Raw genomic sequence first — 22315 nt, 5'->3', positions numbered from 1 at the left:
CCGAGGTATTGCCGACATAGCGATCAGGTGGAGAAATGTATCGATACGATGAGAATGATGCGGTCCTGGTAAGGGAGCGCACGGAGGAGTTCCGCGACCAGGTCAGGCGCAGGCTGTCGGGCGCGCTGTCGGAAGAGGAATTCCTGCCGCTGCGCCTGCAGAACGGCCTTTACATGCAAAAGCATGCCTATATGCTGCGGGTAGCCATTCCCTACGGCGTGCTGTCTTCGGCGCAGATGCGCATGCTCGCCCATATCGCCCGCAATTACGATCGCGGCTACGGACACTTCACGACGCGCCAGAACATCCAGTACAACTGGATCCGCCTGGAAGACGCTCCGGATATCCTGGAAAAACTTGCCACGGTCGAGATGCATGCCATCCAGACCTCCGGCAACTGCGTGCGCAATATCACGACCGAGCAATTCGCCGGCGTGGCAAAGGATGAAATCCTCGATCCCCGGCCGCTGGCCGAAATCCTGCGCCAGTGGTCGACCCTCAATCCGGAGTTCGCTTTCCTCCCGCGCAAGTTCAAGATAGCCATTTCCTCGTCCGAAGAAGACCGCGCGGCGGTGAGGATGCATGATGTCGGCATTTATCTCTACCGGGATGCCGACGGAGAAAAGCGGCTGCGCGTTCATGCCGGCGGCGGCCTCGGCCGCACGCCCATGCTCAGTACCCTGATCCGCGATGCCTTGCCCTGGCAGCATCTGCTGTCGTATGTGGAAGCCATTCTGCGCGTCTATAACCGGTATGGCCGCAGGGACAACAAATACAAGGCGCGCATCAAGATCCTGGTCAAGGCGATAGGCGCGGAAGCGTTCGCCGCCGAGGTGGAGCAGGAATGGCAACACCTCAAGGACGGGCCCGCAACCCTGACCGAAGCGGAATACGAACGTGTTGCGCGGTTCTTCCTGCAGGAGGGCTATGCAAGCGATGTTGATCACGCGGACCATGCTGCGGAAGATCCTGGGCTTGCACGGGATCGTCACGATAACAAGCGCTTCGCACAGTGGTTGAAAAGAAATGTGCGCGAGCACAAGATGCCCGGCTATGCGTCGGTCACGCTTTCCACCAAGCCCGGCGCCGCTACGCCTCCCGGCGATGTGACCGCGGAACAGATGGAACACATCGCGACTTGGGCGGAGGAATTCGGCTTCGGCGAGATCCGTATCGCGCATGAACAGAATGTCATCCTGCCGGATGTCCGCACGCGCGACCTCCATGCGCTGTGGCAGAAGGCGCTGCAGCAGGGGCTCGCCACGCCGAACCTCGGCCTGCTGACCGACATGATTGCCTGTCCCGGCGGCGACTACTGCTCGCTGGCCAATGCCAGGTCGCTTCCGGTCGCCGCGGCGATCGCGCAGCGCTTCGACGACCTCGATTACCTGTGCGACCTGGGCAACCTGTCGCTGAATATCTCCGGCTGCATCAATGCCTGCGGCCATCACCACATGGGCAATATCGGCGTGCTCGGCGTCGACAAGGATGGCGAGGAGTGGTACCAGGTCACCATCGGCGGAGCGCAGGGCAACCGTTCGGCGCTCGGCAAGGTGATCGGACCTTCCTTCCGCGCCGAAGAGATGCCGGGAGTGATCGAGCGCATTGTCGATACGTATTGCAGGCACCGCATCGCCGATGAACCGTTCATTGATACGGTCAGCCGCATCGGCATCGAAGCCTTCAAGGCCGGCGTATATCGCCAGGCTGAAACCGCCGAGTGACAAGGAAACCCATGCCGAACATCATCAAGCTTGTCGATGGCGTGCCCAGGATCGTCGATGACGAATGGAGCCTCATCAGGACTGAAAACGACCTCGATGCCGCCTCGCCAAAGCGCATCGTCTCCCTGCCCGCATTTCGCGATGCGCTCGGCGAGGGACGGCATGACGCCGTGCGCGCGGTGTGGATCGCGCCGGATGACGACTTTGAACCGCTGATGCTGCAATTGAAAACGCTGAAAGCGCTGGAAACACTGGAAATCATCGCCGTCGATTTTCCGACATTCCGGGACGGCCGCGGATACAGCATCGCCACGCTGCTGCGCTCAAGATACGCATGGAAAGGCGAACTGCGCGCCGTCGGCGACGTGCTGCGCGACCAGCTCAACTACCTGCGCCGCTGCGGATTCGATGCCTTCGCGGTGCGGGCGGACAAGGATATTCACGATGCGATCCTCAGCTTCGGACATTACTCCGTCACGTACCAGGGCGCGGTCGATGAACCGCTGCCGCTGTTTCGCCGGCGCCACGATTGACCCGGGCAAGCCATCGTCAAATTCACTATCTCGAGGTACACATGTCCAAGGAACACAGCGGGGCTCCCGCGAAGCGGTCTTTCCTGAATACGATGATCGCCATTGCCTGGTCCTTCATCGGCCTGCGCCGAAGGAAGGACTTCGAGGAGGATGCGGCCGGCGGATTGAATCCGGTCTACGTGATTGCCGCCGGCTTGATCGGGACGGCAATCTTCATCGGCATCCTGCTGGCGGTCGTCAGCGCCGTCGTTCCTTGACGGGGTCGTCGGGACAGTCCGGCCAGGGCGCCGCGGTCGCGGGTGCGGACCAGGACCGGGAAGGGATGCGGCCGGATGGCGTACAGTATCGTGATGTGCACCGGAAAATCCATCTCATGAAACGTTATGAAGCCCTTGCCGAGGAAATCGCGCAGTCGATCCGGACCGGCGTCATGAAACTCGGCGACCGCCTGCCGTCGGTGCGGCAAGCCAGCACCAGCAGGGGCATCAGCCCGTCCACCGTGTTCGAGGCGTATTACCTGCTCGAGGCGCGCGGCCTGATCCGTGCGCGCGAGCGCTCCGGCTACTACGTCATTGCGGGCGCCAGGTCACTGCCGCCGGAACCGGAATTCGCTTCGCGCCCGATCGGCGAGTCCACGGCGGTGGATGTCAGCGAGCTGGTATTCGAGGTGCTTGAATCGATCAGGACGCGGGATGTGGTGCCGCTGGGTTCGGCGTTTCCCAGCCCGGTGCTGTTTCCGATGCAGCGGCTGGCGCGCTCGATGGCGGCGTGCGTGCAGGAAATGGACCCGTGGAGCACGGTCGATGATCTTGCGCCGGGCAATGCCGGCCTGCGCCGCCAGATCGCGCTGCGCTACCTGGCCGACGGACTGCATGTGCATACCGACGAGATCGTCATCACCAACGGCGCGCTGGAAGCGCTCAATCTCTGCCTGCAGGCGGTCGCGCGGCCGGGCGACAGCGTCATCATCGAATCGCCCACCTTCTATGCGGCGCTGCAGGCGCTCGAACGCATCGGCCTGAAGGCAATCGAGGTGCCGACCCATCCCCGCGAAGGCATCGACCTCGAAGCGCTCGCGCTGGCGCTGGAGCGCCACGCGCCGAAGGCCTGCTGGCTGATGACCAACTTCCAGAATCCGCTGGGCAGCCTGATGTCCGACGAAAAGAAGCAGGCGCTGGTGGCCTTGCTCAATGCGCATGATGTTCCGCTGATCGAGGACGATGTGTACGGCGAGCTGTATTTCGGCAGCAAGCGTCCGGCGTCCGCCAAGGCCTTCGATACCAAGGGCCTGGTCATGCATTGCTCATCGTTTTCGAAATGTCTTGCGCCGGGATACCGGATCGGATGGGCGGCGGCGGGGAAATTCACCCAGGCCGTTGCAAGACTAAAGGTCACGACTACCTTGTCGGCTTCCGCGCCGGCGCAGGCGGCGCTGGCGGATTACCTTGCCAAGGGCGGATACGACAAGCATCTGCGGCAACTGCGCCATACCCTGTCGGTGCAGCAGAGCGCCATGGTGCAGTCGATGGTGCGGCATTTTCCGAAAGGCACGAAGGCGACCCGCCCGAGCGGCGGCTACTTCCTGTGGATAGAACTGCCCGGCAAGGTGAATACGCTGGAAATCCATCGGCAGGCGCTTTCGCTCGGCATCAGCGTCGCTCCGGGACCGATGTTCTCCGCACAGCGCAGCTTCACTCATTGCCTGCGGCTGAATTACGGCCATCCCTGGGATGCGCGCACGGAGGCGGCCCTGGCAACCCTCGGTCAGCTGATCACGGCCAGCATGGAAGCGCAGGAAGCCTGACCTGGAAGACGCCATGACCCCGGCGGGGCTGGCTTGTCTTCATTGCACTTGTTTCCCGCGATGCGCCGGCGGCGAGGCTGTCGCGCTACGCTGAAGGTGTTAGAATCCAAGGCTTTTTCGAAGGCTGTTTTCCCATGTTGGCGGCATTCTGGTTCCTGTTGGCTTCGGCCATTCTTGTTGGCGCGGGCTATTCCCACTATCGGTACCGGGTGAAGAACAACCTGTACTACGACAAGTTGTATTCCCAAAATCTGGAAGAGCGTGAAAAAGCGACATTGCCGAACTTCAGCCGCTATGCGCTGCTTGCGGTGGCAATCGCCATCCTTTTCGTTCTAGTGCCCATCCTGCTCACGCTGTAAACGCCGCCGCCTTGCGGATTGCTCGACAGGAACAGGGCAGGGTGTTGTTGAAGCGGTTTGCCGCTCAGGCAAAGTGGCATTGAAGTGGCATCGCAAGGATCACAAGGCGTGCCGCAAATGGCTGGCCGATAGCATTCCGACAAACGCCGGCAGGGACTTGACTCCCTCGGCCGGCGTGATTTCCGGCATCTTCACCAGGGCGCTTTGGCCGACATCGACCTTGGCGATGCGGATCACCGGCACCTGCACCGTTAGAGGCACAGGAAACTCCACTAGCTGAACATCGAGGATGCGATGGTCCGAGAGATTCAGGCACAGCTGCCGGTAGGCTGGTATGCGCCGCCATTCCTTCGCGCATGCTGCCCGGTTCGCCTCCGTATCGGCATCGCGAATCTCGCGGATCTTCACTATTCTGATCTGCTTGCCATCGAAGATGTAGGGGAAATCCCTGCTGCTTAATTTTCCGTTATGCAGATGGTATTGCGGGCCGCCGGCTTGCCCAGGACTGCCGCCAAATGCCGCCGTCACGGGCAGGACGCAGGCGGCAAGCATCAACAGGAAACTGCGCATCTCTTACTCATTCACGATCACGGGTTTATTGCGGTGCAATATTAACCGTCAGGCGTTATTTTTGACATACCGTGTTTATGGTAAGCGCTCTGAAGCAATCACCGTCATTCGAGCCGCTCGTGATAGTTGGAGGCACCTCGCCGCCAGTAAGCCGCGATCCGCACTGACTCTTTCGCAAGATTTTTTTCCGTAAGAAGAATCTCGCGCATCCGCGCCATCAGCGATGCTTCGCCAGCGCCCCATGCAAAACCTTCACCCGGAGGAAGCTGCACTGCGCAAAGCGTCGCGATCAGTTCCTCCGGCGAGGCCACCCAATGGACCTTCACATCGGCGCTGCTTGCGAACTGGCATCGGTCCGCCGCATCCTCGGCCATGGCCACGACGATGGCGCGCGTGGAATCGGGAAGCTCTTCGAGACGTCGCCGGATGGCGGGGAAGGCGGTCACGTCGCCCGCAAGCAAATGCCAGTCGTAATCCGGCGGGACAATCATCGAGCCGCGCGGGCCGGCGATGACGGCGCGCTGGCCGACCGCTGCCTGCCGCGCCCATTCCGATGCCTTGCCATCGCTGTGGCGAACAAACTCCATCGTCAGCTCAAGCGCATCCCGGTCGAAGTGCCTCGGGGTATAGTCCCTGCGAACCAGTTCTCCCGCCGGGTCGTTGAATGTGAACTTGACATGGTCGTCGAACGAAGCCGACACGAAATCCCGCAATGCCTCGCCACGGAAGGTAATGCTGATGAAGCTGGCACCGACCGGGCTGATGCGCGCCACTTCCACGTCCCGCTGCCGGATTTCATGGCGAACCCTCCGCACGCGCCTGGCGGGAACGTCGCGCAGATCCTCCGAACCATGCAAACTATGCAAATTATTTTCCATCGCTTCGACCAAATTGGTTGATAATGTCTCCCATTATGAGAAAACAAGTTGATAAAGTCAACCAAAATTCGTCCGGCGTCAGCGAGCTGGCCGACGAGGTATTCGAGTCCATCCACACCATCATGCATCTCTACCGCTCCCGGCAGTACCGGACGCTGCGTGATGGCGCGCATGACCTGACCCACATGGAAACCAAGACGCTTGGCTACTTTGCAAGACATCCCGGAGCGACCCAAAGCGATCTCGTCGCACACACCGGACGTGACAAGGCCCAGCTTGCGCGCCTGATCAAGGGATTGCGGGATAAAGGCCTGCTTGAAGCGGGCACCGGGGCGGCGGACCGCCGCAGCGTCCGCCTGCAGGTCACGGCCGAAGGCCAGGAGATGTTCAGACAACTGCGGCAGCAGGGACGGCAATTGTCGAAGCTTGCCGTCAACGGCTTGAGTGAAGACGAGTGCGGCGCACTCCTGTCGATGCTGCAGCGGGTTCGATTGAACCTGGAGAGCGAAACGGAATGAGGCGGCAGGGAAGGTCGCCTCTGCAGTCGCCGCCACCGGCACGCATCCGCGTTTCGATGGCGGACGCGGCGTCGTGATGAGGTTACCTCGGGCCACCTCAGGCTTCCTGGGGCCAGTGCAGACGCATGGATTGTCCATCAGCAGCTTGCGCTGAAGTCCGGCGGTCGGTGGCCGGGCCGTGCGAACAGCTGCGCCTTGCTAAATGCATCAGGATGCGGTCGGTTGCGATCCGCCAGAAATGAGGAGGTCCATTACCTCCCATCGCCTCGCCGACATCGATTACTGCTTCAGGCCGTCCTGCATCTCATTGACGATATCGCGATTGTCATCGTCCTGCGCAAGCGGCATCCGAAAACAGAATCGCGTTTCCTCTTCGGAAGATGTCACATTCAGCGTGCCGCCATGCGCTTGTGCGACTTCCGAGGCGATGTACAGGCCAAGCCCCATGCCGTTGTGCTGCAGACTGTCCGAATGGCGCGAGAAGGGCTCGAACAGGGTTTCGAGTATGTCGGCAGGAATGGGCTTGCCCCGGTTCGCGACGGCAAACTCGAAGACGCCATCGCGGCAACCCGCTTCCACATGGACCGGCGCGTCATCGGCGCCATGCGCCAATGCATTGCCCACAAGATTGGAAAACAGCTGGCTGAGCCGGCTCTGGTCGCAGGGAACAGCGTGCGTCATGGCGAAATCCGTTTTGATCGTTCGCCCCGCCCAGGCGCTCCGCAATTCATCGATGACCTGTTCCAGGTCGGCTTGCGTCAGGTTGTCGTGGCGCACCAGCGGCACGCCGGCACCCAGGCGCACGCGGGCCACATCGAGTACATCATCCACCAGGGTAACCATGCGGCGCACGCTGCGTTGAATCAGCTGCAGCGTCGATGCGCCGCGGCCGCTCAGGGTTTCCTGCTTGAGAATTTCCGTTCCGGCACTGATGGCTGCGAGCGGATTGCGCAGATCATGGCTGAGCATCGCCACGAAGCGTTCGCGCCGTGCCGCCATGTCGCGTTCCTGCTGCAGGTTTTCCCGGGTGAGTTCGATTTTTTCCCCGGCCTGCAAATGAAACATGATGAGATCGGCGAACAGCCTGAACATCTGGACGATCTCAGGGCGGTTCAACCTGGCCGGTTTCGGATCGATCGAGCACAAAGTGCCGAAGAAGCTTCCGTCCGGATAGAAGATGGGCATCGAGATATAGCTCTGGAAGCCGTACATCGCCGGCGTGTGGTGCCGGCAATAGAGGGGATCTTCCGCCACATGGTCGATAACGACTTCCTGGCCGCTCTGCCGGATCTCGTTGCAGATGGTCGTCTCGACCTTCAGCTCGCCGCCCGGCTTGAGACCGAAGTCGATGTCGTCCCGAACGGCGCAGGCGATCCATCGGTCCTCGGTTACCCGGGCCACCGCGGCAAAGCCCATTCCGGTGGAACGGCAAATCACTTCAAGGATTGCGGGAACGGCGTCGATGCCCGACACCGCCTTTATATCCGCTTCGAAATCATTCGCCATGGTATCGAAACTTGTCTCATAAAAATGCCCCGATTCGTCGTTTGTATCAGCGTCATGACTGCAACAAAACATCTTCGACGGACGGCGGGGCGGTTGCGTATCGGGTAGAAGAGCTGCGCCGGGCACGGCAGGCAGTGAGCGGATGACTTGATCGTCCGATGCTTCGCTGCCCAATCCCGGCATTATCCGCTTCCCGGTTGCAAGTCTACAGGATTCCCTTCTTTCTTATTGATACGGCCCGAAAAACGGATCATTTTTCGGGTCGCTGATCTCACCCTCTACCTCCGGGAAAGGGCCGGGGTGAGGGGATCCGGCCCAACACATTTTCGGGCCGGATCCATAGCAGCAGCTGCATGCATCGGAGCCCAGGGAACATGCTCAGCCTTTTCCTGCTTGATCGTCGTCAAATGCGTGCGCAATGCGCTGGCAAAGCGGATGCGGGTCGTTAAATTTCAAATACTGTGCCCCGCTCACGGGCAAGGCGGCCCGACACTTGCAGGCCAGGTGGAGGCCGATGTGAGCAGACATGAAAAGTTGCGAGACCGTGCCCGTTTCCACGGGCATCGATAACGATCGATAAGAAAGGCTTCCCATGACCAAGACATTGCTGTGCGCATTGCGCACACTTCCCCTTGCCGCCGCCCTGGGCGCCGGCCTGGTCTTCGCCGACAATACGGCGCGGACATTTCCCGACACGCTCGCGGCACAGGAGCAGGCTTACCGCAAGGGCGTGGTGTCGGTGTCGCATCCGCTGGCTGCCGAAGCTGGCGCCCGCATGCTGGAGCAGGGGGGCAACGCCATCGATGCGGCAGCCGCGATCCAGTTCGCGCTGAACGTGGTCGAGCCGCAATTTTCGGGCATCGGCGGCGGCGGCTTCATGATGATTCATCTCGCCAAGAGCAATGAAACCTTCATCATTGACTCGCGCGAAAAGGCGCCGGCGGCGGCCACCCCGGACATGTTTCTCAACCAGACCTTCGCCGCGGCTTCCACCAGCGGCCATTCCGTCGGCGTTCCCGGCACCGTGCTGGGCGTGGAGACCGCGCTGGCGAAATGGGGCACCAAGTCCCTGGCAAAAACCCTTGAGCCAGCCATCACGCTGGCCGACAGCGGGTTCCGCATCAACCGTTTCCTGGCTGCGGACATCAACAATGAGCGCACCGCGCTGCAGCCGGAAACCCGTGCCGTCTTCCGGCTTCCCGGCGGCGAGCCCTTGCCCGAAGGCTATCTGCTGCGCCAGCCCGACCTGGCGAAAACCTTCCGCCTGATCGCCGCGCAAGGCAGCCAGGTGTTCTACAAGGGCGAGATCGCGCAAGCCATCGTCGAGGCGCAGAAGCGCAGCAACCCCACCCTTGGCAATGCCGGCGTCGGCCGCATGGCGCTGTCCGATCTTGCCGCCTACGACGTTGCGGTGCGCCAGCCGGTGGAGGGCGATTATCGGGGCGTGCGGGTGAAATCGATGTCGCCGCCGTCATCCGGCGGGCTGACAGTCATCCAGATGCTCAAGATGCTGGAACAGTTTCCGATCGGTGATGCAAGCCAGGGCTTCGGCTTTGGCAGCACCCGCACCCTGCATGTGATGACGGAAGCCATGCGCCTCGGATTCGCGGACCGCGCGGTCTGGATGGGCGACGAAGATTTCGTGCCGGTGCCGAAGCGAGGACTGATCTCGTCGTGCTATCTCGCCGCGCGCCGGCAGCTGATCAACCCGGAGCAGCGGCTGGCCACAGCCACCGCCGGCGATCCGCTTCCCTGCGATACCGCAGCCGCTGCGGACCGGCCTCTCCAGCTTGCGGGACTCGAGGAAGAGAAGGGCGTGCACACCACGCATTTCTCGGTGGTCGACAAGGAAGGCAACGTGGTCTCGTACACGACCACGATTGAAAACACCTGGGGCACGGGCATCGTCGTGCCGGGTTACGGCTTCCTGCTCAACAACGAACTGACCGACTTCAACTTCACGCCGATGCGCAATGCCGCCACCGGCAATCCGGGAGCCAATGATGTTGCGCCGTTCAAGCGGCCGCGTTCATCAATGGCGCCCACCATGCTGTTCTACAAGGGCAAGCCGGTTGCGGCCTATGGCTCGCCCGGCGGCGCCACCATCATCAACTCGGTGCTCAATGTCACCCTGAATCTGGTCGACCACCGCATGTCGATCCAGCAGGCAATCGACGCGCCGCGCTGGTCGGTTACCAGCGCGGCCGGCGCCATCACCTGCGAACGGGGGATTGCAACGGAAACCCTGCAAGGCCTGGCGGCGCTCGGCCACCCGGTGCCTCAGGTCAATGGCGCGCCGGCATGCGCGTCCACCATCGGCTCGGTACAGGGCGTGGTGATTGACTTGAAGAACGGCAAGCAGTACGGCGGCGCCGATCAGCGGCGCGAAGGCACCGTGATCGGCCAGAGGGAGGTGGGAGGCTGAGCTGCGCTCGCCTGCAAAACTGCCGGAAGCGCCATTGCCGCGCAGCGCCTCCGGCATGGCGGGAGCTGGCTCCCGCCTAGGTGTTCCTGTTCAGCTCTTCCCCTCATCCGGGGCCTTGAACAGGTCTTCGAGCTGCTGCGTCGTCGTTTTCGCCAGGACCTTGCCCCGGCGCCCCGAAAACTCCTCTTCTATGTTGTCCCGGTAGTAGCTCCAGGCCGAACCCGAGGTCGACAGCTTGCGCCAGACTTCGGCGCCCACGCCGGAGTAGTCGATGGCGCTTCCGTCATCGAACTCGACCCGCAGCATGCGATCGCGCGGATCGTAACCGATGGCGCGCAGCTTGCCGGCATTGATTTTCTTCATCTCCATGATTGACCTCCTGGAACTTCAAGTTTTCCGCGTCGCCCCCTTGCGATGCGGTTTGCCCCCCGCTTTTGCCGTGCCCGCGCCAAAACTCTCGGTACGCGCCCTGCCGCCTTTCCCGGCGGGCGACGGCGCGCTCCGCTTGCCTGCATGATCCGTATCGCGCAGCGGATGGCCGGGCGCGGCGCTGATGCGAAGCGGCTGTCCCGAAACCGATACCGTCTGCAGCAGCGAGAACACGTCTTTGGGCATTCCTTTCGGCAGTTCCACGATGCTGTGATCGTCGTAGATGTCGATGCGTCCGATCAGCTTGGGATCGAGATCGGCTTCATTGGCGATCGCGCCAACGATGTTGGCAGGGCGCACGCCATGCGCATGGCCGACCTCGATGCGGTAGGTCTGCACGCCCGATTCGCCGGCGCGCGCGGTCCTCGCCTTGGGCGGCGGCGCAGATTTCTCGTCCGCGCCATGGGACGCGGGAGCGCTTCGGCGTGCCGTGCCGGCGTGTTCGGCGCCGGCATCCTCGCGGCTGATGCGCAGCTGCTGGCCCGCCACCCAGACGGTCTGCAGATGGCGCAGCAGGTCGTCCGGCAGGTCGCCGGGCAGATCGAGCGTGCTATGGTCATCGTAGATCTCGATGCGGCCGATATGGCGGGATTCGAGGCCGGCTTCATTGGCGATCGCGCCGACGATATTGCCCGGCTTGACGCCATGGACATAGCCGACTTCGATGCGGAAACTCTGCATGCCGGCCTCCGGCGCGCGATGGCCGCGTTCCTTTTTCGGCAGCTGGGGGCGCTCGCCCGCATCCTGCCTTTCCCGGCGTTCGAAGGACTCGGGCTGCGCGAAAACCCGGTTGCTGCGTTCCGGCCGCGGGCTGCGTTCATGGCGGCCCGCATCGGATGCGGCTTCGTCGAAACGCTGGCGTTCGCCTGCCATCTCCCTGCCGTCCCTGCCTTCCCTGCCGTTCTTTTCCAGCAGAAACGGCATGTCGCCGCGGGCGATTTTCGCCAGCGCGGCGGCGACCTCGACGGCGGGCACATTGTGCTCCTGCTCATATTCCTCGATCAGCGACCGGAACACATCCAGGCCGCCCGCGGCCAGTGTCTCGCCGATCTGGTCCTTGAAGCGCGCAATGCGCACGTTATTGACATCCTGGATGCTCGGCAGCTGCAGCGGCGATACCGGCTGGCGCGTCGCCCGCTCGATCGCCTTCAAGAGGTTTCTCTCGCGCGGCGTAATGAACAGGATGGCTTCGCCGCTGCGTCCCGCCCGGCCGGTGCGGCCGATGCGATGGGTATAGCTTTCCGGATCGTAAGGCACGTCATAGTTGACGACATGGCTGATGCGCTCGACATCGAGGCCGCGCGCGGCGACATCCGTTGCGACCAGGATATCGATCTGGCCGTCCTTGAGCATCTGGATGGTGCGCTCGCGCTGCTGCTGCGCCATGTCGCCGTTGATGGCGGCCGCGGAAAAGCCGCGGGCCTGCAGTTTTCCGGCGAGTTCCTCCGTGCCGAGCTTGGTGCGCGCAAAAATGATCATGCCGTCGAAGGGCTCCGCTTCCAGGATGCGGGTGAGGGCATCGAGCTTGTGGATGCCGCTGACCAGCCAGTAGTGCTGGCGGATGTTCTCGGCGGTGCCGGTTTTCGCGGCGATGGTGACTTCCGCCGGATCGCGCAGGTAGGTTTGCGCGATGCGCCGCACCGCGCCCGGCATGGTGGCGGAAAACAGCGCCGTCTGGCGGGACTCCGGCGTCTGCTGCAGGATGCGTTCCACGTCGTCGATGAAACCCATGCGCAGCATTTCGTCGGCTTCGTCCAGCACTAGCGTCTTGATGCGGGACAGATCGAGCGAACCCTTTTCCAGGTGATCGATCACCCGGCCGGGGGTGCCGACCACGACATGCACGCCGCGCCGCAGCGCCGACAGTTGCGGACCATAGCTCTGGCCGCCGTAGATCGGCAGGACATGAAAGCCGGGAATGTGGGTGGCATAGCGCTGGAAGGCTTCGGCGACCTGGATGGCCAGTTCGCGCGTCGGCGCCAGCACCAGCGCCTGCAAGGCATTCTGGCGGAAATCGATGCCGTTGAGAATGGGCAGCGCGAAGGCTGCGGTCTTGCCCGTACCGGTCTGGGCCTGGCCGAGCACATCGCGTCCTTCCAGCAGCACCGGGATCGTGGCGGCCTGGATGGGGGAAGGTTGTTCATAGCCGAGTTCGCTCAGGACGCGGAGCAGGGCATCGCTGAGGTTCAGGCTGGCAAAGGTAGCGGTTTGGTTTTGCGACATGATGTTCTTATGAAAGATGTTGAGCAGGCGAAACGCCGCCAGGGGCGCAAACTATCACAATTGGACCGCAAAACCGTGGATGAATGCAGTGAAAACCAACGTGAAAGCGCGCGTATGGCTACACTCTACATTTGTTTTGACTTCCGGCATGCCGGGATGCACCTTGATGCAACCCGATACGCCCTGACATCCGCATTCAATACCGCCGAATACCGCCTTGAACACCTTTTCTTCCCTGGGATTGATTTCCCCGCTGCTGCAGGCGCTGGAAGCGCTTGACTATACGACGCCAACGCCGGTACAGGCACAGGCCATTCCCGTCATCCTTGCCGGGCGCGACCTGATGGCCGCCGCCCAGACCGGCACCGGTAAGACGGCGGGCTTCGCCCTGCCGCTGCTGCAGCGCCTGGCAAGCGAAGGCGCGCGCCCCGCAAGCAACTCGGCGCGTTCGGTGGTGCTTGTGCCGACGCGCGAACTGGCCGAACAAGTGCACAAGAGCTTTACCGCATACGGCAGGCACCTGCCGCTGCGCACCCTGGCCGCCTATGGGGGCGTGAGCATCAATCCGCAGATGATGGCGCTGCGCAAGGGGCTTGATATCCTGGTGGCCACGCCCGGGCGGCTGCTCGACCTCCAGCAAAAGAATGCGGTGAAGTTCGACCAGCTGCAGACCCTGGTGCTGGATGAGGCGGACCGGATGCTCGATCTCGGCTTTTCCCGCGAGCTCAACGCCTTGCTGGCGCTGATGCCGGCGCGGCGCCAGACGCTGCTGTTTTCAGCGACCTTCTCCGATGCGATACGCGCGCTGGCGGCGGCGATGCTGAACGACCCGTTGTCGATCGACACCGGGCCGCGCAATACCATGGCGACCGGCATCCGCCAGCGGATGTTCACCGTGGACAAGAAGCGCAAGCTGGAACTGTTCCTGCACCTGCGGAAAAAGCTCGACTGGCAGCAGGTGCTGGTCTTCGTCAAGACGCGCAATGGCGCGGAAGACCTGGTCAAGGCGCTGCTGGCGCAGGGCTGCAGCGCCGACGCCATCCATGGCGACAAGCCGCAGCCGGCCCGGCTGCGCGCCTTCGAACGCTTCAAGGCCGGCGAGGCCCAGATCCTGGTGGCCACCGACGTGGCGGCGCGCGGCCTGGATGTCCAGCATCTTCCGCTCGTGGTGAATTTCGATCTGCCCATCGTGGCCGAGGATTACATCCACCGCACCGGCCGCACGGCGCGCGCCGGCGCCACCGGAGAAGCGGTGTCGCTGGTCTGCGCCGACGAGGTGACGCAGCTCTCGGCGATCGAAGCCCTGATCCGGATGACGCTGCCGCGCAGCGAAGAGCCGGGTTTCGAGGCCAGCCACCGGGTGCCGCTGACCGACGGACAGGGACATGTGATGAAAAAGCCGAAGAAGCCCAAGAAAAACAAGCTGGCCGGCGCATCTCCGGCAAGCCGCCCTGGGCGCGCGGGATGATTGGAACGATGCCAGCCGCCGGTTTGCTCCGGGAGCATGCGACATGAGCCAGCGCACGCCGGAAATCGCCATCAGCGAAGTGGAATTCACCGCGATCCGCGCCCAGGGCGCGGGCGGCCAGAACGTCAACAAGGTATCGAGCGCCATCCACCTGCGTTTCGACATCCGTGCCTCGTCGCTGCCGGAGCATCTCAAGGAACGCCTGCTGCGCCTGAATGATCATCGCATCACCGGAGATGGGATCGTCATCATCAAGGCGCAGACTCACCGCAGCCAGGAAAAGAACAAGGAAGAAGCCATGCAGCGCCTGCTGGAAATGGTGGCGAGCATCGCCGTTGTGCCGGCCGTGCGGCGGCCGACGAAGCCCACGCGCGGTTCGCAGCAGCGCCGGCTGGAAGGAAAGGCCGTTCGCGGCAAGGTGAAGGCAATGCGGGGCAAAGTCACCGATTAGCGACTTGCCCTGCCAATGTGATGAATCTGAAGGAGCTGAACGATGTCGCTGGAGAAAACAGTTGCCTGCACCATGCGCATGATCGCCGTGTTGCTATTGTCGGTCCTGTTTGTAGCGGCGGATGCCGGGGCGCAAGATACGCAGCTGCACGCTGCGGCGAGGAAGGGCGATGTCGCCACGCTTCGCGTGCTGCTCGACAAGGGCGCCAATATCGACGGCAGGGATGCGACCGGCGCGACGGCATTGCTGGTCGCCACGCACAACAACCGGGTTGAGGCCGCCAGATTGCTGATCGAGGCGGGAGCCAATGTCAATGCCAAGGACAACATCCACGACAGTCCCTATCTTTACGCCGGCGCGCGCGGCCATGACGATATCCTGAAGATGACGTTGGCGCATGGCGCGGACCTGAAAAGCACCAACCGTTATGGCGGCACGGCGCTCATTCCGGCGGCGGAGCGCGGCCTGGTCGATACCGTGCGCATGCTGATCGATGCCGGCGTGGACGTAAACCATGTCAACAACCTGCAGTGGACAGCGCTGCTCGAGGCGATCATTCTTGGCAACGGCGGACCGCGCCACACCGAGGTGGTGCGGCTGCTCGTGGAAGCCAAGGCCAATGTCGGCATACCCGACGGCCAGGGCGTGACTCCGCTTCAGCACGCACGCCGGCGCGGCTTCAAGGCCATGGAAGACATCCTGGTCCGGGCTGGAGCGCGCTGACGTCGCTCGGCGACAATCTTGGGGAAAGGATGGAAAATCCCGGTTCAACAAGGAAGTTGTCGGGTATAAACCTTGCAACCGGTTCGCCGGTGCATCCGCCAATTGAATCGGCGGTGGAGAAGCGGATTGCCGATCCTGGCATGGCACCGTTTCTGCCGCCGCAACGTGTCCTGCGAGCCATGTATGAAGGATAAGTCCAAGCCGAAGCTGCTGCTTGCCATCCGGCCCAAAGCGGTGCCAAGACTGACGAAGGCATTGAGCGCCGAATTTTCACTCGCTGTCTGCCATACCATTGAGGAGGCACTGGCGGCGCTGGACGAGGAGATCGACGCCGTCATCTGCGGTACCAATTTCGATGAAAGCCGGATGTTCGAACTGCTCCGACGGATCAAGAGGGATCATGCGACCAGGCATGTGCCGTTCGTGTGCGTGAAGGCATTCGGCGGCGTCCTGCATGAAGGAAGCGATGCGGGCGTCGCCAAGGCGGCGGAACTGCTGGATGCGTGTGCCTATATCGACTTTGCCCGCTGGCGAGTGGAATTCGGCAAGAATGCCGCAGCGGAGAAACTGCGCACCGCCCTTCATGACATCGCCAGCATGGCAAAACCGGACCCCGATGCTTGATGTGCGATGCACAAAAGGCTTGCACCGTCATGGATGCCGATCACCAAAACAGGGCAATCCTGCCTTTATTTGTCGCATAGTTGATCTAGTTGGATGACTGGCATATTGTTTGCGAGAACATGACTATAGTCATTCGTCGCAACGAGGTAAGCCATGAACCGTAAAAGTTATCCGGAAGTCGAACAGCGGGCAAGTCTGAAGGATGTGATGCGTCAGCCGCCAATGACGCCGAAGGAACACCGGAACGCCCTTAACAAGCGCATTTCGGCGCGCCGAGCCATTGAAGACATGCGGCTGGCGAAATCGCTGCAGATGGATTGATGGCCGGCTTCATCACAGCCCGCAGGGCCAGCATGACTGACGGCGTCATCAGCGGTTTCGCCGGAAGAGCGCGCCTCGACAGATAACCCGAAGCTGTCAGGACTGCCTTTTTTCGTATTCCGGAACAGGCACAGGCGCCACTCCAGGCGCGGTCCGGGCGGCGGCATGCGCAACATCATCAACATCAACAAGCTTTCCCGCCGCTTCATGCGGACGGGAAGCCGCAGAACTCCTTCCAGCGACCGCCCTCCAGCACGCATTCCTTCAAGCGGTATTGCATTCTTGCAAGACGCCTCTTCGGCAGCCTTGGTCAACCTTAAATATAAACTATAAAACACGTTGTGCTGAATATTTAATCTATAGTATATTTTGCTCGCGACTGCTCCCTAAAACCACGAACCGGCAGCGCCAATCCAACCAAACTCTTTGGAGGAGACATGAGCAATACCATCAGGCTCACCATGATCGCGGCATCGCTGGCGCTCGCAGGTCATGCCGGCTCGGCGCTGGCCGATATCAACGTCGGCATCACGCTCTGCGCCACCGGTCCGGGAGCGGCACTCGGCATTCCGGAAAAAAATACCGTGGCCTTGCTGCCGACAGCGATCGGCGGCGAGAAGGTCAATTACATCGTGCTCGACGACGGCACCGATGCGACGATGGCTTCCAAGAACGCGCGCAAGCTGGTGACGGAAAACAATATCGACATCATCATCGGTTCGTCGTCGGTGCCGCCGGCAATGGCGGTGGCCGAGGTCGCCAATGAAACCAGGACGCCGCAGCTTTCCCTGTCGCCGATCGAACTGGCGGGGGACAAAAATACCTGGGTCTTCCGCAGCCCGCAGCACAACATGGTAATGGCGCAGGCGCTGGCCGAACACATGAAGTCCACCCAGGTCAAGACACTTGGCTTCATCGGCTACAGCGACGGTTACGGCGAAAGCTGGCTCAAGGAAATGACGAAGGCCGCGGAAGCCGCCGGCATCAAGGTGACGGCGGTCGAGCGCTTCAACCGCACCGATACCAGCGTCACCGGACAGGCGCTGAAGCTGGCCAATGCCAAGCCGGATGCGATCCTGGTCGCCGCCTCGGGCACGCCATCCGCATTGCCGCAGCTGACCCTGCTCGACCGCGGCTACAAGGGCCAGATCTACCAAACCCACGGCACCGCGACCAAGGAATACATCCGTGTCGGCGGCAAGGCGGTTGACGGCACCATCCTGCCCGCGGGACCGGTGATCGTGGCCAACCAGTTGCCCGACAGCCATCCGTCGAAGAAGGTCGGCATCGAATACAGCCGCCAATACGAGGAGAAATACGGCCAGGGTTCGCTGTCTTCGTTCGGCGCCCACATGTACGACGCCTACCTGCTGTTCGCCTCGGCCGCTTCGACAGCCCTGAAGAAAGCCAAGCCGGGCACTGCCGAATTCCGCCAGGCCTTGCGCGACGCGCTGGAAACCAACCGCGAAGTGGTGGGAACGCATGGTGTCTTCAACATGAAGGCGACCGACCATTTCGGCCATGACGAGCGGGCCCGCGTTCTGGTGCGCGTGGAGAAGGGCGACTGGAAGCTGCTCACTGACAAATAAGGGAGCGAGGCAGAAATGAACGAACTGATTTCTGGCGGCATACGCTTTGCCGAGCCGCGAATGACGGTCGAGCACCGCGCCGACGGCAGCATGCTGCTGAGTTCGCCGCTCACGCTCCAGCCGTATGAGCGATGCCTCGGCATGTATCTGGAAAAATGGGCAAGCCGGGCGCCGGACCGGCCTTTCCTGCTGGAGCGGGATGGCGCAGGCGCATGGGCCGGCGTGACTTACGCGCAGGCCAGGGAAAAGGTGATGGCGATTGCCACCTGGCTGCTGCGCAGCAAGGCCGATGAGCGGCATCCGGTGGTGGTCCTGTCCGACAACAGCGTGGAGCATGGCTTGCTGATGCTGGCCTGCATGCATGTCGGCGTTCCCTATTCCTCCATCTCGCCAGCCTACTCGCTGGTATCGAAAGACCATGCGAAGATCAAGAGTCTCATCAAGCGCCTCGACCCGGGCGTGATCTATGCGGCCGATTGCGTGAAGTTCGCCGGGGCGCTCGACGCGGTCCGCGATCTGCATCAGGCGACGCTGGTTTCCGCCGGCGACGGCGACGCGGCGGCGGGCGCACTCGGCTTTGCCGCACTGCTGCGCGAGTCGGATGACGCCGCGGTGGAACAGGCGTTTTCACGCGTCGACGGCGATACCATTGCCAAGATCCTGTTCACCTCCGGTTCGACCAGCGATCCCAAGGGAGTCATCAACACCCAGCGCATGCTGCTTGCGAGCCAGCAGGGCAAGGCGCAGCTCTGGCCTTTCCTGGCCGAGACGCCGCCGGTGCTGCTGGACTGGCTGCCCTGGAACCACACCTTCGGCAGCAATCACAATCTCAACCTGATCCTGATGCACGGCGGCACGCTGTACATCGACGGCGGCAAGCCGATGCCGGGCCTGTTTGATGCCAGCCTGCAGAATCTGCGCGAGGTGCGGCCCACGCTGTACCTGAACGTGCCGCGCGGTTTCGACATGCTGGTGCCGGCATTGCGTGCCGACGCTGCGCTGCGCAAGGCATTCTTTTCCCGCCTGCAGGTCATTTTCTACGCGGCGGCGGCGCTGCCCCAGCATCTGTGGGATGCGCTGATCGAGCTGTCGAAGCAGGAGCTTGGCCACGCGCTGCCGATGGTGACGGCATGGGGCGCAACCGAGACTTCGCCGCTTGCCACCGACTGCCACTATCAGGCGGAACGCTCGGGGGTGATCGGCCTGCCGATTCCCGGCGTGATGCTGAAGCTGGTGCCCAATGGCGACAAGCTGGAGGTGCGGGTCAAGGGGCCGGTTGTCACGCCAGGCTATTTCAAGCAGCCGGAAGTGACCGCCAAGGCTTTCGATGAAGAAGGCTTCTACCAGATCGGCGATGCGGTGCGCTTCGTCGATCCGGCGCGGCCGCAGCTCGGTCTCGTTTTCGACGGCCGCGTGGCCGAGGATTTCAAGCTCACCACCGGCACCTGGGTCAGCGTCGGCAATCTGCGGCTCAAGGCGGTCGAAAAACTGGCGCCGGTCGCGCAGGATGTGGTGGTTGCCGGTCATGATCGCGACTGCGTGTGCTTCCTGGTCTTCCCGAACGTCGCTGCCTGCAGGCAGCTGGCCGGACTGCCCGCCGATGCGCCGGTTGCCGAAGTGGTGGCGCATGAAACCGTGCGCAGCCATGTCAGGGTGGCGTTGAATGAACTGCGCAATACGGGCAGCGGGTCGTCGACCTTTGCCGAGCGCGCCCTGCTGATGCATGAGCCGCCTTCGGTCGATGGCGGCGAGATCACGGACAAGGGCTACATCAACCAGGCGGCGGTGCTGAAGAATCGCGCGCAACTCGTCGGGCGGCTGTACGCGCAGGCGCCGGACGCCGAATGCGTATGCCTATGACAGCCAAGCCTGTGACCGCCAATACGCGCAGCGGCAGCGCCGGGCGCCGCGGCGACATCATTCCGGCCGGGACGCCGTTCATTCGAGCTGCATGCCAGCTTGCTTGCCGCGGGCACGGAAACAGAACGGAATTTTGACGGGAAGATGAAGATGTCGGTGACAAGGGGCAAACCAGCCGGCCGCAACGCGGGCAAGGTCACGAAGAGCGCGAAGAGCGCGAAGAGCGCGGAGAACGGTGTCGCTTCCGTCAAGGCAAAGGAAGCCGCGCCGAAAAGCCGGCCGAAGGCGGACGCGGCAACCGCTTTGAACCCCGTGGTTGAAGCCGGGCCCGGTTGCCAGGGAACGGAAGGGAGCCGGGACAGCCAGTCGGTCATCGATGCAATCGATGAACTGTCGCTGCGCCTCGGCCAGCGGGTGCGCTCGGCGCGTGCGGCGAGGGCAATGACGATGAAGCAGCTGGCGGAGGAGTCGGGCATTTCCCTGCCCTATCTGTCGCGGGTCGAAAAAGGCGACGGCAATATTTCCATCTCCGTACTGTATCGCCTGGCGACCGCTCTCAGCCTGCCGCTGGAAAATCTGCTCTCGGGCAACGAGCGCCATGGTGCCGACTATGCGCTGATCGTCGAACTGCTCAAGCGCCAGTCGCATGAGCAGCTCAGCGAAATCCGTCAATGGCTGGCCGGCTACACCAGTGCGCACGGCGGCATGGAAGTCTCGGCGCAGCCCTTGCGGATTGCGCTGATCGGCTTGCGCGGCGCCGGCAAGTCGACGCTGGGTCCCTTGCTGGCCAGGCAGCTCGGCATCCCTTTCGTCGAGCTCAACCGCGAGATCGAAAAGGAAGCCGGCATCAACCTGAAGGAAATCTTCTGGCTATACGGGCAGGCCGGCTACCGGCGCCTCGAGCGCCGTTGCCTGGAAAGAGTGATTGCCACCTGCCCGCAAGTGGTACTCGCCACCGGCGGCGGCATCGTGGCCGAACCGTCGACTTACGAGCTGCTGCTGCACTCGTTTTACAACGTCTGGCTGCAGGCCGATGCCGACGATCACTTCGCCCGGGTAATGGCGCAGCATGATGCACGCATCGCCAGCCCGCAGCTGCAAAAGGAAGCGATGGAGAACATCCATTACACGCTGGAAGCGCGCGCGGCGCTGTATGAGCTTGCGCATGCGAGGATCAGCACTTCCGGCAAGACGGTGGAACAGACCTTGAAGGAGTTGCAGCGGCTGTTCGTCACGAAGAAGGCGGCGTGAAGCGGCATCGCCTGTTATCCCGCGGATAAGCGGCATGCCGCGCAGATAAATTCGAAGCCCGCATCGGCAGCATGCGGCATCAGCAAAGGAAACGAAGAGATGAGCGAGTTCCGGGAAGTGAAGACAGTCGCGGTGGTCGGCACCGGCGTCATCGGCGCAAGCTGGGCCGCCTATTTTCTTGCACAGGGGCTGGATGTGCGTTGCACCGATCCCTCCCCCGGCGCGGAAGAGAAATTGCGTGACGCCGTGAGGCGGCACTGGCCGAGCCTGGAACGGCTTGGCGTTGCCGCAGGCGCGTCGCCGGAGCGGCTGAGCTTTCATGCCGGGCTGGAAGCCGCCCTGGACGGCGCGGACTTCGTGCAGGAAAACGGCCCCGAGAACGAACAGCTCAAGATCGAACTGTTCCAGCGCATGGATGCGTTGCTGCCGCCGGATGTCCTTCTCGCTTCCAGTTCCTCCGGCCTGCTGATGAGCCGCGTGCAGTCGGCCTGCCGCCATCCGGGCCGGGTGCTGCTCGGTCATCCCTTCAATCCGCCGCACATGATTCCGCTGGTGGAAGTCATCGGCGGCGAACAGACATCGGCTGAAGCGGTCGCGCAGGCGATGGCGTTCTACACCCGCATCGGCAAGCGCCCGATCCATCCGCGCAAGGAAGTCAAGGGCCATATCGCCAACCGGCTGCAGGCGGCGCTGTGGCGGGAAGCCTTTCATCTGGTGGAGCAAGGCGTCGCCAGCGTCAGCGACATCGACACCGCGATTGCTTACGGTCCCGGACTGCGCTGGGCGCTGATGGGTCCCTTCGTGAATCTCCACCTGTCGGGCGGCGAAGGCGGCATGCGCCATCTGCTCGATCACCTCGGGCCGCCGATCGAAAACTGGTGGGCCGATCTCGGCGCGCCGTCGATTACGCCGGAGCTGAAGGAAAAGATCGTGGCCGGCGTCGACGAGGAGCTTGGCGCGCGCAAGCAGCATGCGCTGGCATCCGAGCGTGACCAGCTGCTGATCGGACTGCTGCAGGCCAAGGCCGAAGCGAAGAGCCTGCCCTGACCATTATTTCCG

The 22315-nt window shown here is 62.6% G+C and carries 23 protein-coding genes; 18 read left to right on the top strand and 5 right to left on the bottom strand.

The features are described 5' to 3' along the window. The first annotated feature begins 35 nt into the window (after positions 1-35). From FH061_RS04050 to FH061_RS04030, 5 genes are all read left to right on the top strand, one after another. On the top strand, positions 36-1724 hold the full coding sequence (locus FH061_RS04050) for a nitrite/sulfite reductase (RefSeq protein ID WP_151633256.1): 1689 nt from the start codon (positions 36-38) through the stop codon (positions 1722-1724). Positions 1725-1735: 11 nt separating this feature from the next. After that, positions 1736-2257, top strand: a complete 522-nt coding sequence (locus FH061_RS04045; protein ID WP_151633254.1) for a DUF934 domain-containing protein — start codon at positions 1736-1738, stop codon at positions 2255-2257. Positions 2258-2298: 41 nt separating this feature from the next. Beyond that, positions 2299-2514, top strand: coding sequence for a DUF2970 domain-containing protein (locus FH061_RS04040; protein WP_151633252.1), 216 nt, complete (start codon positions 2299-2301; stop codon positions 2512-2514). Between the two features lie 116 nt (positions 2515-2630). Next, on the top strand, positions 2631-4061 hold the full coding sequence (locus tag FH061_RS04035; protein WP_151633250.1) for an aminotransferase-like domain-containing protein: 1431 nt from the start codon (positions 2631-2633) through the stop codon (positions 4059-4061). Positions 4062-4195: 134 nt separating this feature from the next. Continuing rightward, on the top strand, positions 4196-4420 hold the full coding sequence (locus tag FH061_RS04030) for a hypothetical protein (protein WP_151633248.1): 225 nt from the start codon (positions 4196-4198) through the stop codon (positions 4418-4420). A 99-nt stretch (positions 4421-4519) separates the two neighbouring features. On the opposite strand, the gene FH061_RS04025 is transcribed toward FH061_RS04030, so the two are convergent. Further along, positions 4520-4990 (bottom strand): hypothetical protein, encoded by a 471-nt coding sequence (locus FH061_RS04025; protein ID WP_151633246.1) that lies wholly within the window; start codon positions 4988-4990, stop codon positions 4520-4522. A 104-nt stretch (positions 4991-5094) separates the two neighbouring features. Continuing rightward, entirely contained in the window at positions 5095-5856 is a 762-nt protein-coding gene (locus tag FH061_RS04020) for a siderophore-interacting protein (RefSeq protein ID WP_225984473.1), read from the bottom strand. A gap of 47 nt (positions 5857-5903) precedes the next feature. Between FH061_RS04020 and FH061_RS04015 the strand changes: the two genes are divergently transcribed. Further along, positions 5904-6386, top strand: coding sequence for a MarR family winged helix-turn-helix transcriptional regulator (locus tag FH061_RS04015; protein WP_151633242.1), 483 nt, complete (start codon positions 5904-5906; stop codon positions 6384-6386). Between the two features lie 279 nt (positions 6387-6665). Here FH061_RS04015 and FH061_RS04010 read toward each other — a convergent pair whose 3' ends face one another. Further along, on the bottom strand, positions 6666-7892 hold the full coding sequence (locus FH061_RS04010) for a GAF domain-containing sensor histidine kinase (protein WP_151633240.1): 1227 nt from the start codon (positions 7890-7892) through the stop codon (positions 6666-6668). Positions 7893-8484: 592 nt separating this feature from the next. Here FH061_RS04010 and ggt point away from each other — a divergent pair. Then, a complete protein-coding gene (gene ggt, locus FH061_RS04005) occupies positions 8485-10317 on the top strand; it encodes a gamma-glutamyltransferase (RefSeq protein ID WP_151633238.1) in 1833 nt (610 codons plus the stop codon). 90 nt (positions 10318-10407) lie between these two features. Here ggt and FH061_RS04000 read toward each other — a convergent pair whose 3' ends face one another. Beyond that, positions 10408-10686 (bottom strand): KTSC domain-containing protein, encoded by a 279-nt coding sequence (locus tag FH061_RS04000; protein ID WP_151633236.1) that lies wholly within the window; start codon positions 10684-10686, stop codon positions 10408-10410. An 18-nt stretch (positions 10687-10704) separates the two neighbouring features. Next, positions 10705-12969: a DEAD/DEAH box helicase gene (locus FH061_RS03995; protein WP_151633234.1), complete on the bottom strand. Its 2265-nt coding sequence runs from the start codon at positions 12967-12969 to the stop codon at positions 10705-10707. A gap of 9 nt (positions 12970-12978) precedes the next feature. Between FH061_RS03995 and FH061_RS03990 the strand changes: the two genes are divergently transcribed. The 11 genes from FH061_RS03990 (at position 12979) to FH061_RS03950 (ending at position 22303) form a co-directional block, all read left to right on the top strand. Next, positions 12979-13248 (top strand): hypothetical protein, encoded by a 270-nt coding sequence (locus FH061_RS03990; protein WP_151633232.1) that lies wholly within the window; start codon positions 12979-12981, stop codon positions 13246-13248. After that, positions 13187-14437 (top strand): DEAD/DEAH box helicase, encoded by a 1251-nt coding sequence (locus FH061_RS03985; RefSeq protein ID WP_151633230.1) that lies wholly within the window; start codon positions 13187-13189, stop codon positions 14435-14437. Before FH061_RS03990 ends, FH061_RS03985 begins: the two co-directional genes overlap by 62 nt. Before the next feature lie 43 nt (positions 14438-14480). After that, on the top strand, positions 14481-14888 hold the full coding sequence (gene arfB, locus FH061_RS03980) for an alternative ribosome rescue aminoacyl-tRNA hydrolase ArfB (RefSeq protein WP_151633228.1): 408 nt from the start codon (positions 14481-14483) through the stop codon (positions 14886-14888). Positions 14889-14930: 42 nt separating this feature from the next. Further along, complete coding sequence (locus tag FH061_RS03975; protein WP_225984472.1) at positions 14931-15611, top strand: ankyrin repeat domain-containing protein; 681 nt, start codon at positions 14931-14933, stop codon at positions 15609-15611. 183 nt (positions 15612-15794) lie between these two features. Then, positions 15795-16235, top strand: a complete 441-nt coding sequence (locus FH061_RS03970; RefSeq protein WP_151633226.1) for a response regulator — start codon at positions 15795-15797, stop codon at positions 16233-16235. Between the two features lie 153 nt (positions 16236-16388). Then, positions 16389-16556, top strand: a complete 168-nt coding sequence (locus FH061_RS30285; protein WP_192804897.1) for a hypothetical protein — start codon at positions 16389-16391, stop codon at positions 16554-16556. Between the two features lie 165 nt (positions 16557-16721). After that, positions 16722-16889 (top strand): hypothetical protein, encoded by a 168-nt coding sequence (locus tag FH061_RS30280; protein ID WP_192804896.1) that lies wholly within the window; start codon positions 16722-16724, stop codon positions 16887-16889. A 104-nt stretch (positions 16890-16993) separates the two neighbouring features. Further along, a complete protein-coding gene (locus FH061_RS03965) occupies positions 16994-18145 on the top strand; it encodes an ABC transporter substrate-binding protein (protein ID WP_151633224.1) in 1152 nt (383 codons plus the stop codon). 15 nt (positions 18146-18160) lie between these two features. Beyond that, positions 18161-20005 (top strand): feruloyl-CoA synthase, encoded by a 1845-nt coding sequence (locus FH061_RS03960; protein WP_151633222.1) that lies wholly within the window; start codon positions 18161-18163, stop codon positions 20003-20005. 150 nt (positions 20006-20155) lie between these two features. Then, positions 20156-21256 (top strand): helix-turn-helix transcriptional regulator, encoded by a 1101-nt coding sequence (locus FH061_RS03955; protein ID WP_151633220.1) that lies wholly within the window; start codon positions 20156-20158, stop codon positions 21254-21256. A 99-nt stretch (positions 21257-21355) separates the two neighbouring features. Next, positions 21356-22303, top strand: a complete 948-nt coding sequence (locus FH061_RS03950) for a 3-hydroxyacyl-CoA dehydrogenase NAD-binding domain-containing protein (protein WP_151633218.1) — start codon at positions 21356-21358, stop codon at positions 22301-22303. Positions 22304-22315: the final 12 nt, after the last annotated feature.

Source organism: Noviherbaspirillum aerium (genome assembly GCF_008929045.1).
Taxonomy (GTDB): domain Bacteria; phylum Pseudomonadota; class Gammaproteobacteria; order Burkholderiales; family Burkholderiaceae_D; genus Noviherbaspirillum; species Noviherbaspirillum aerium.
This window is presented reverse-complemented; position numbering and strand designations above follow the sequence as displayed.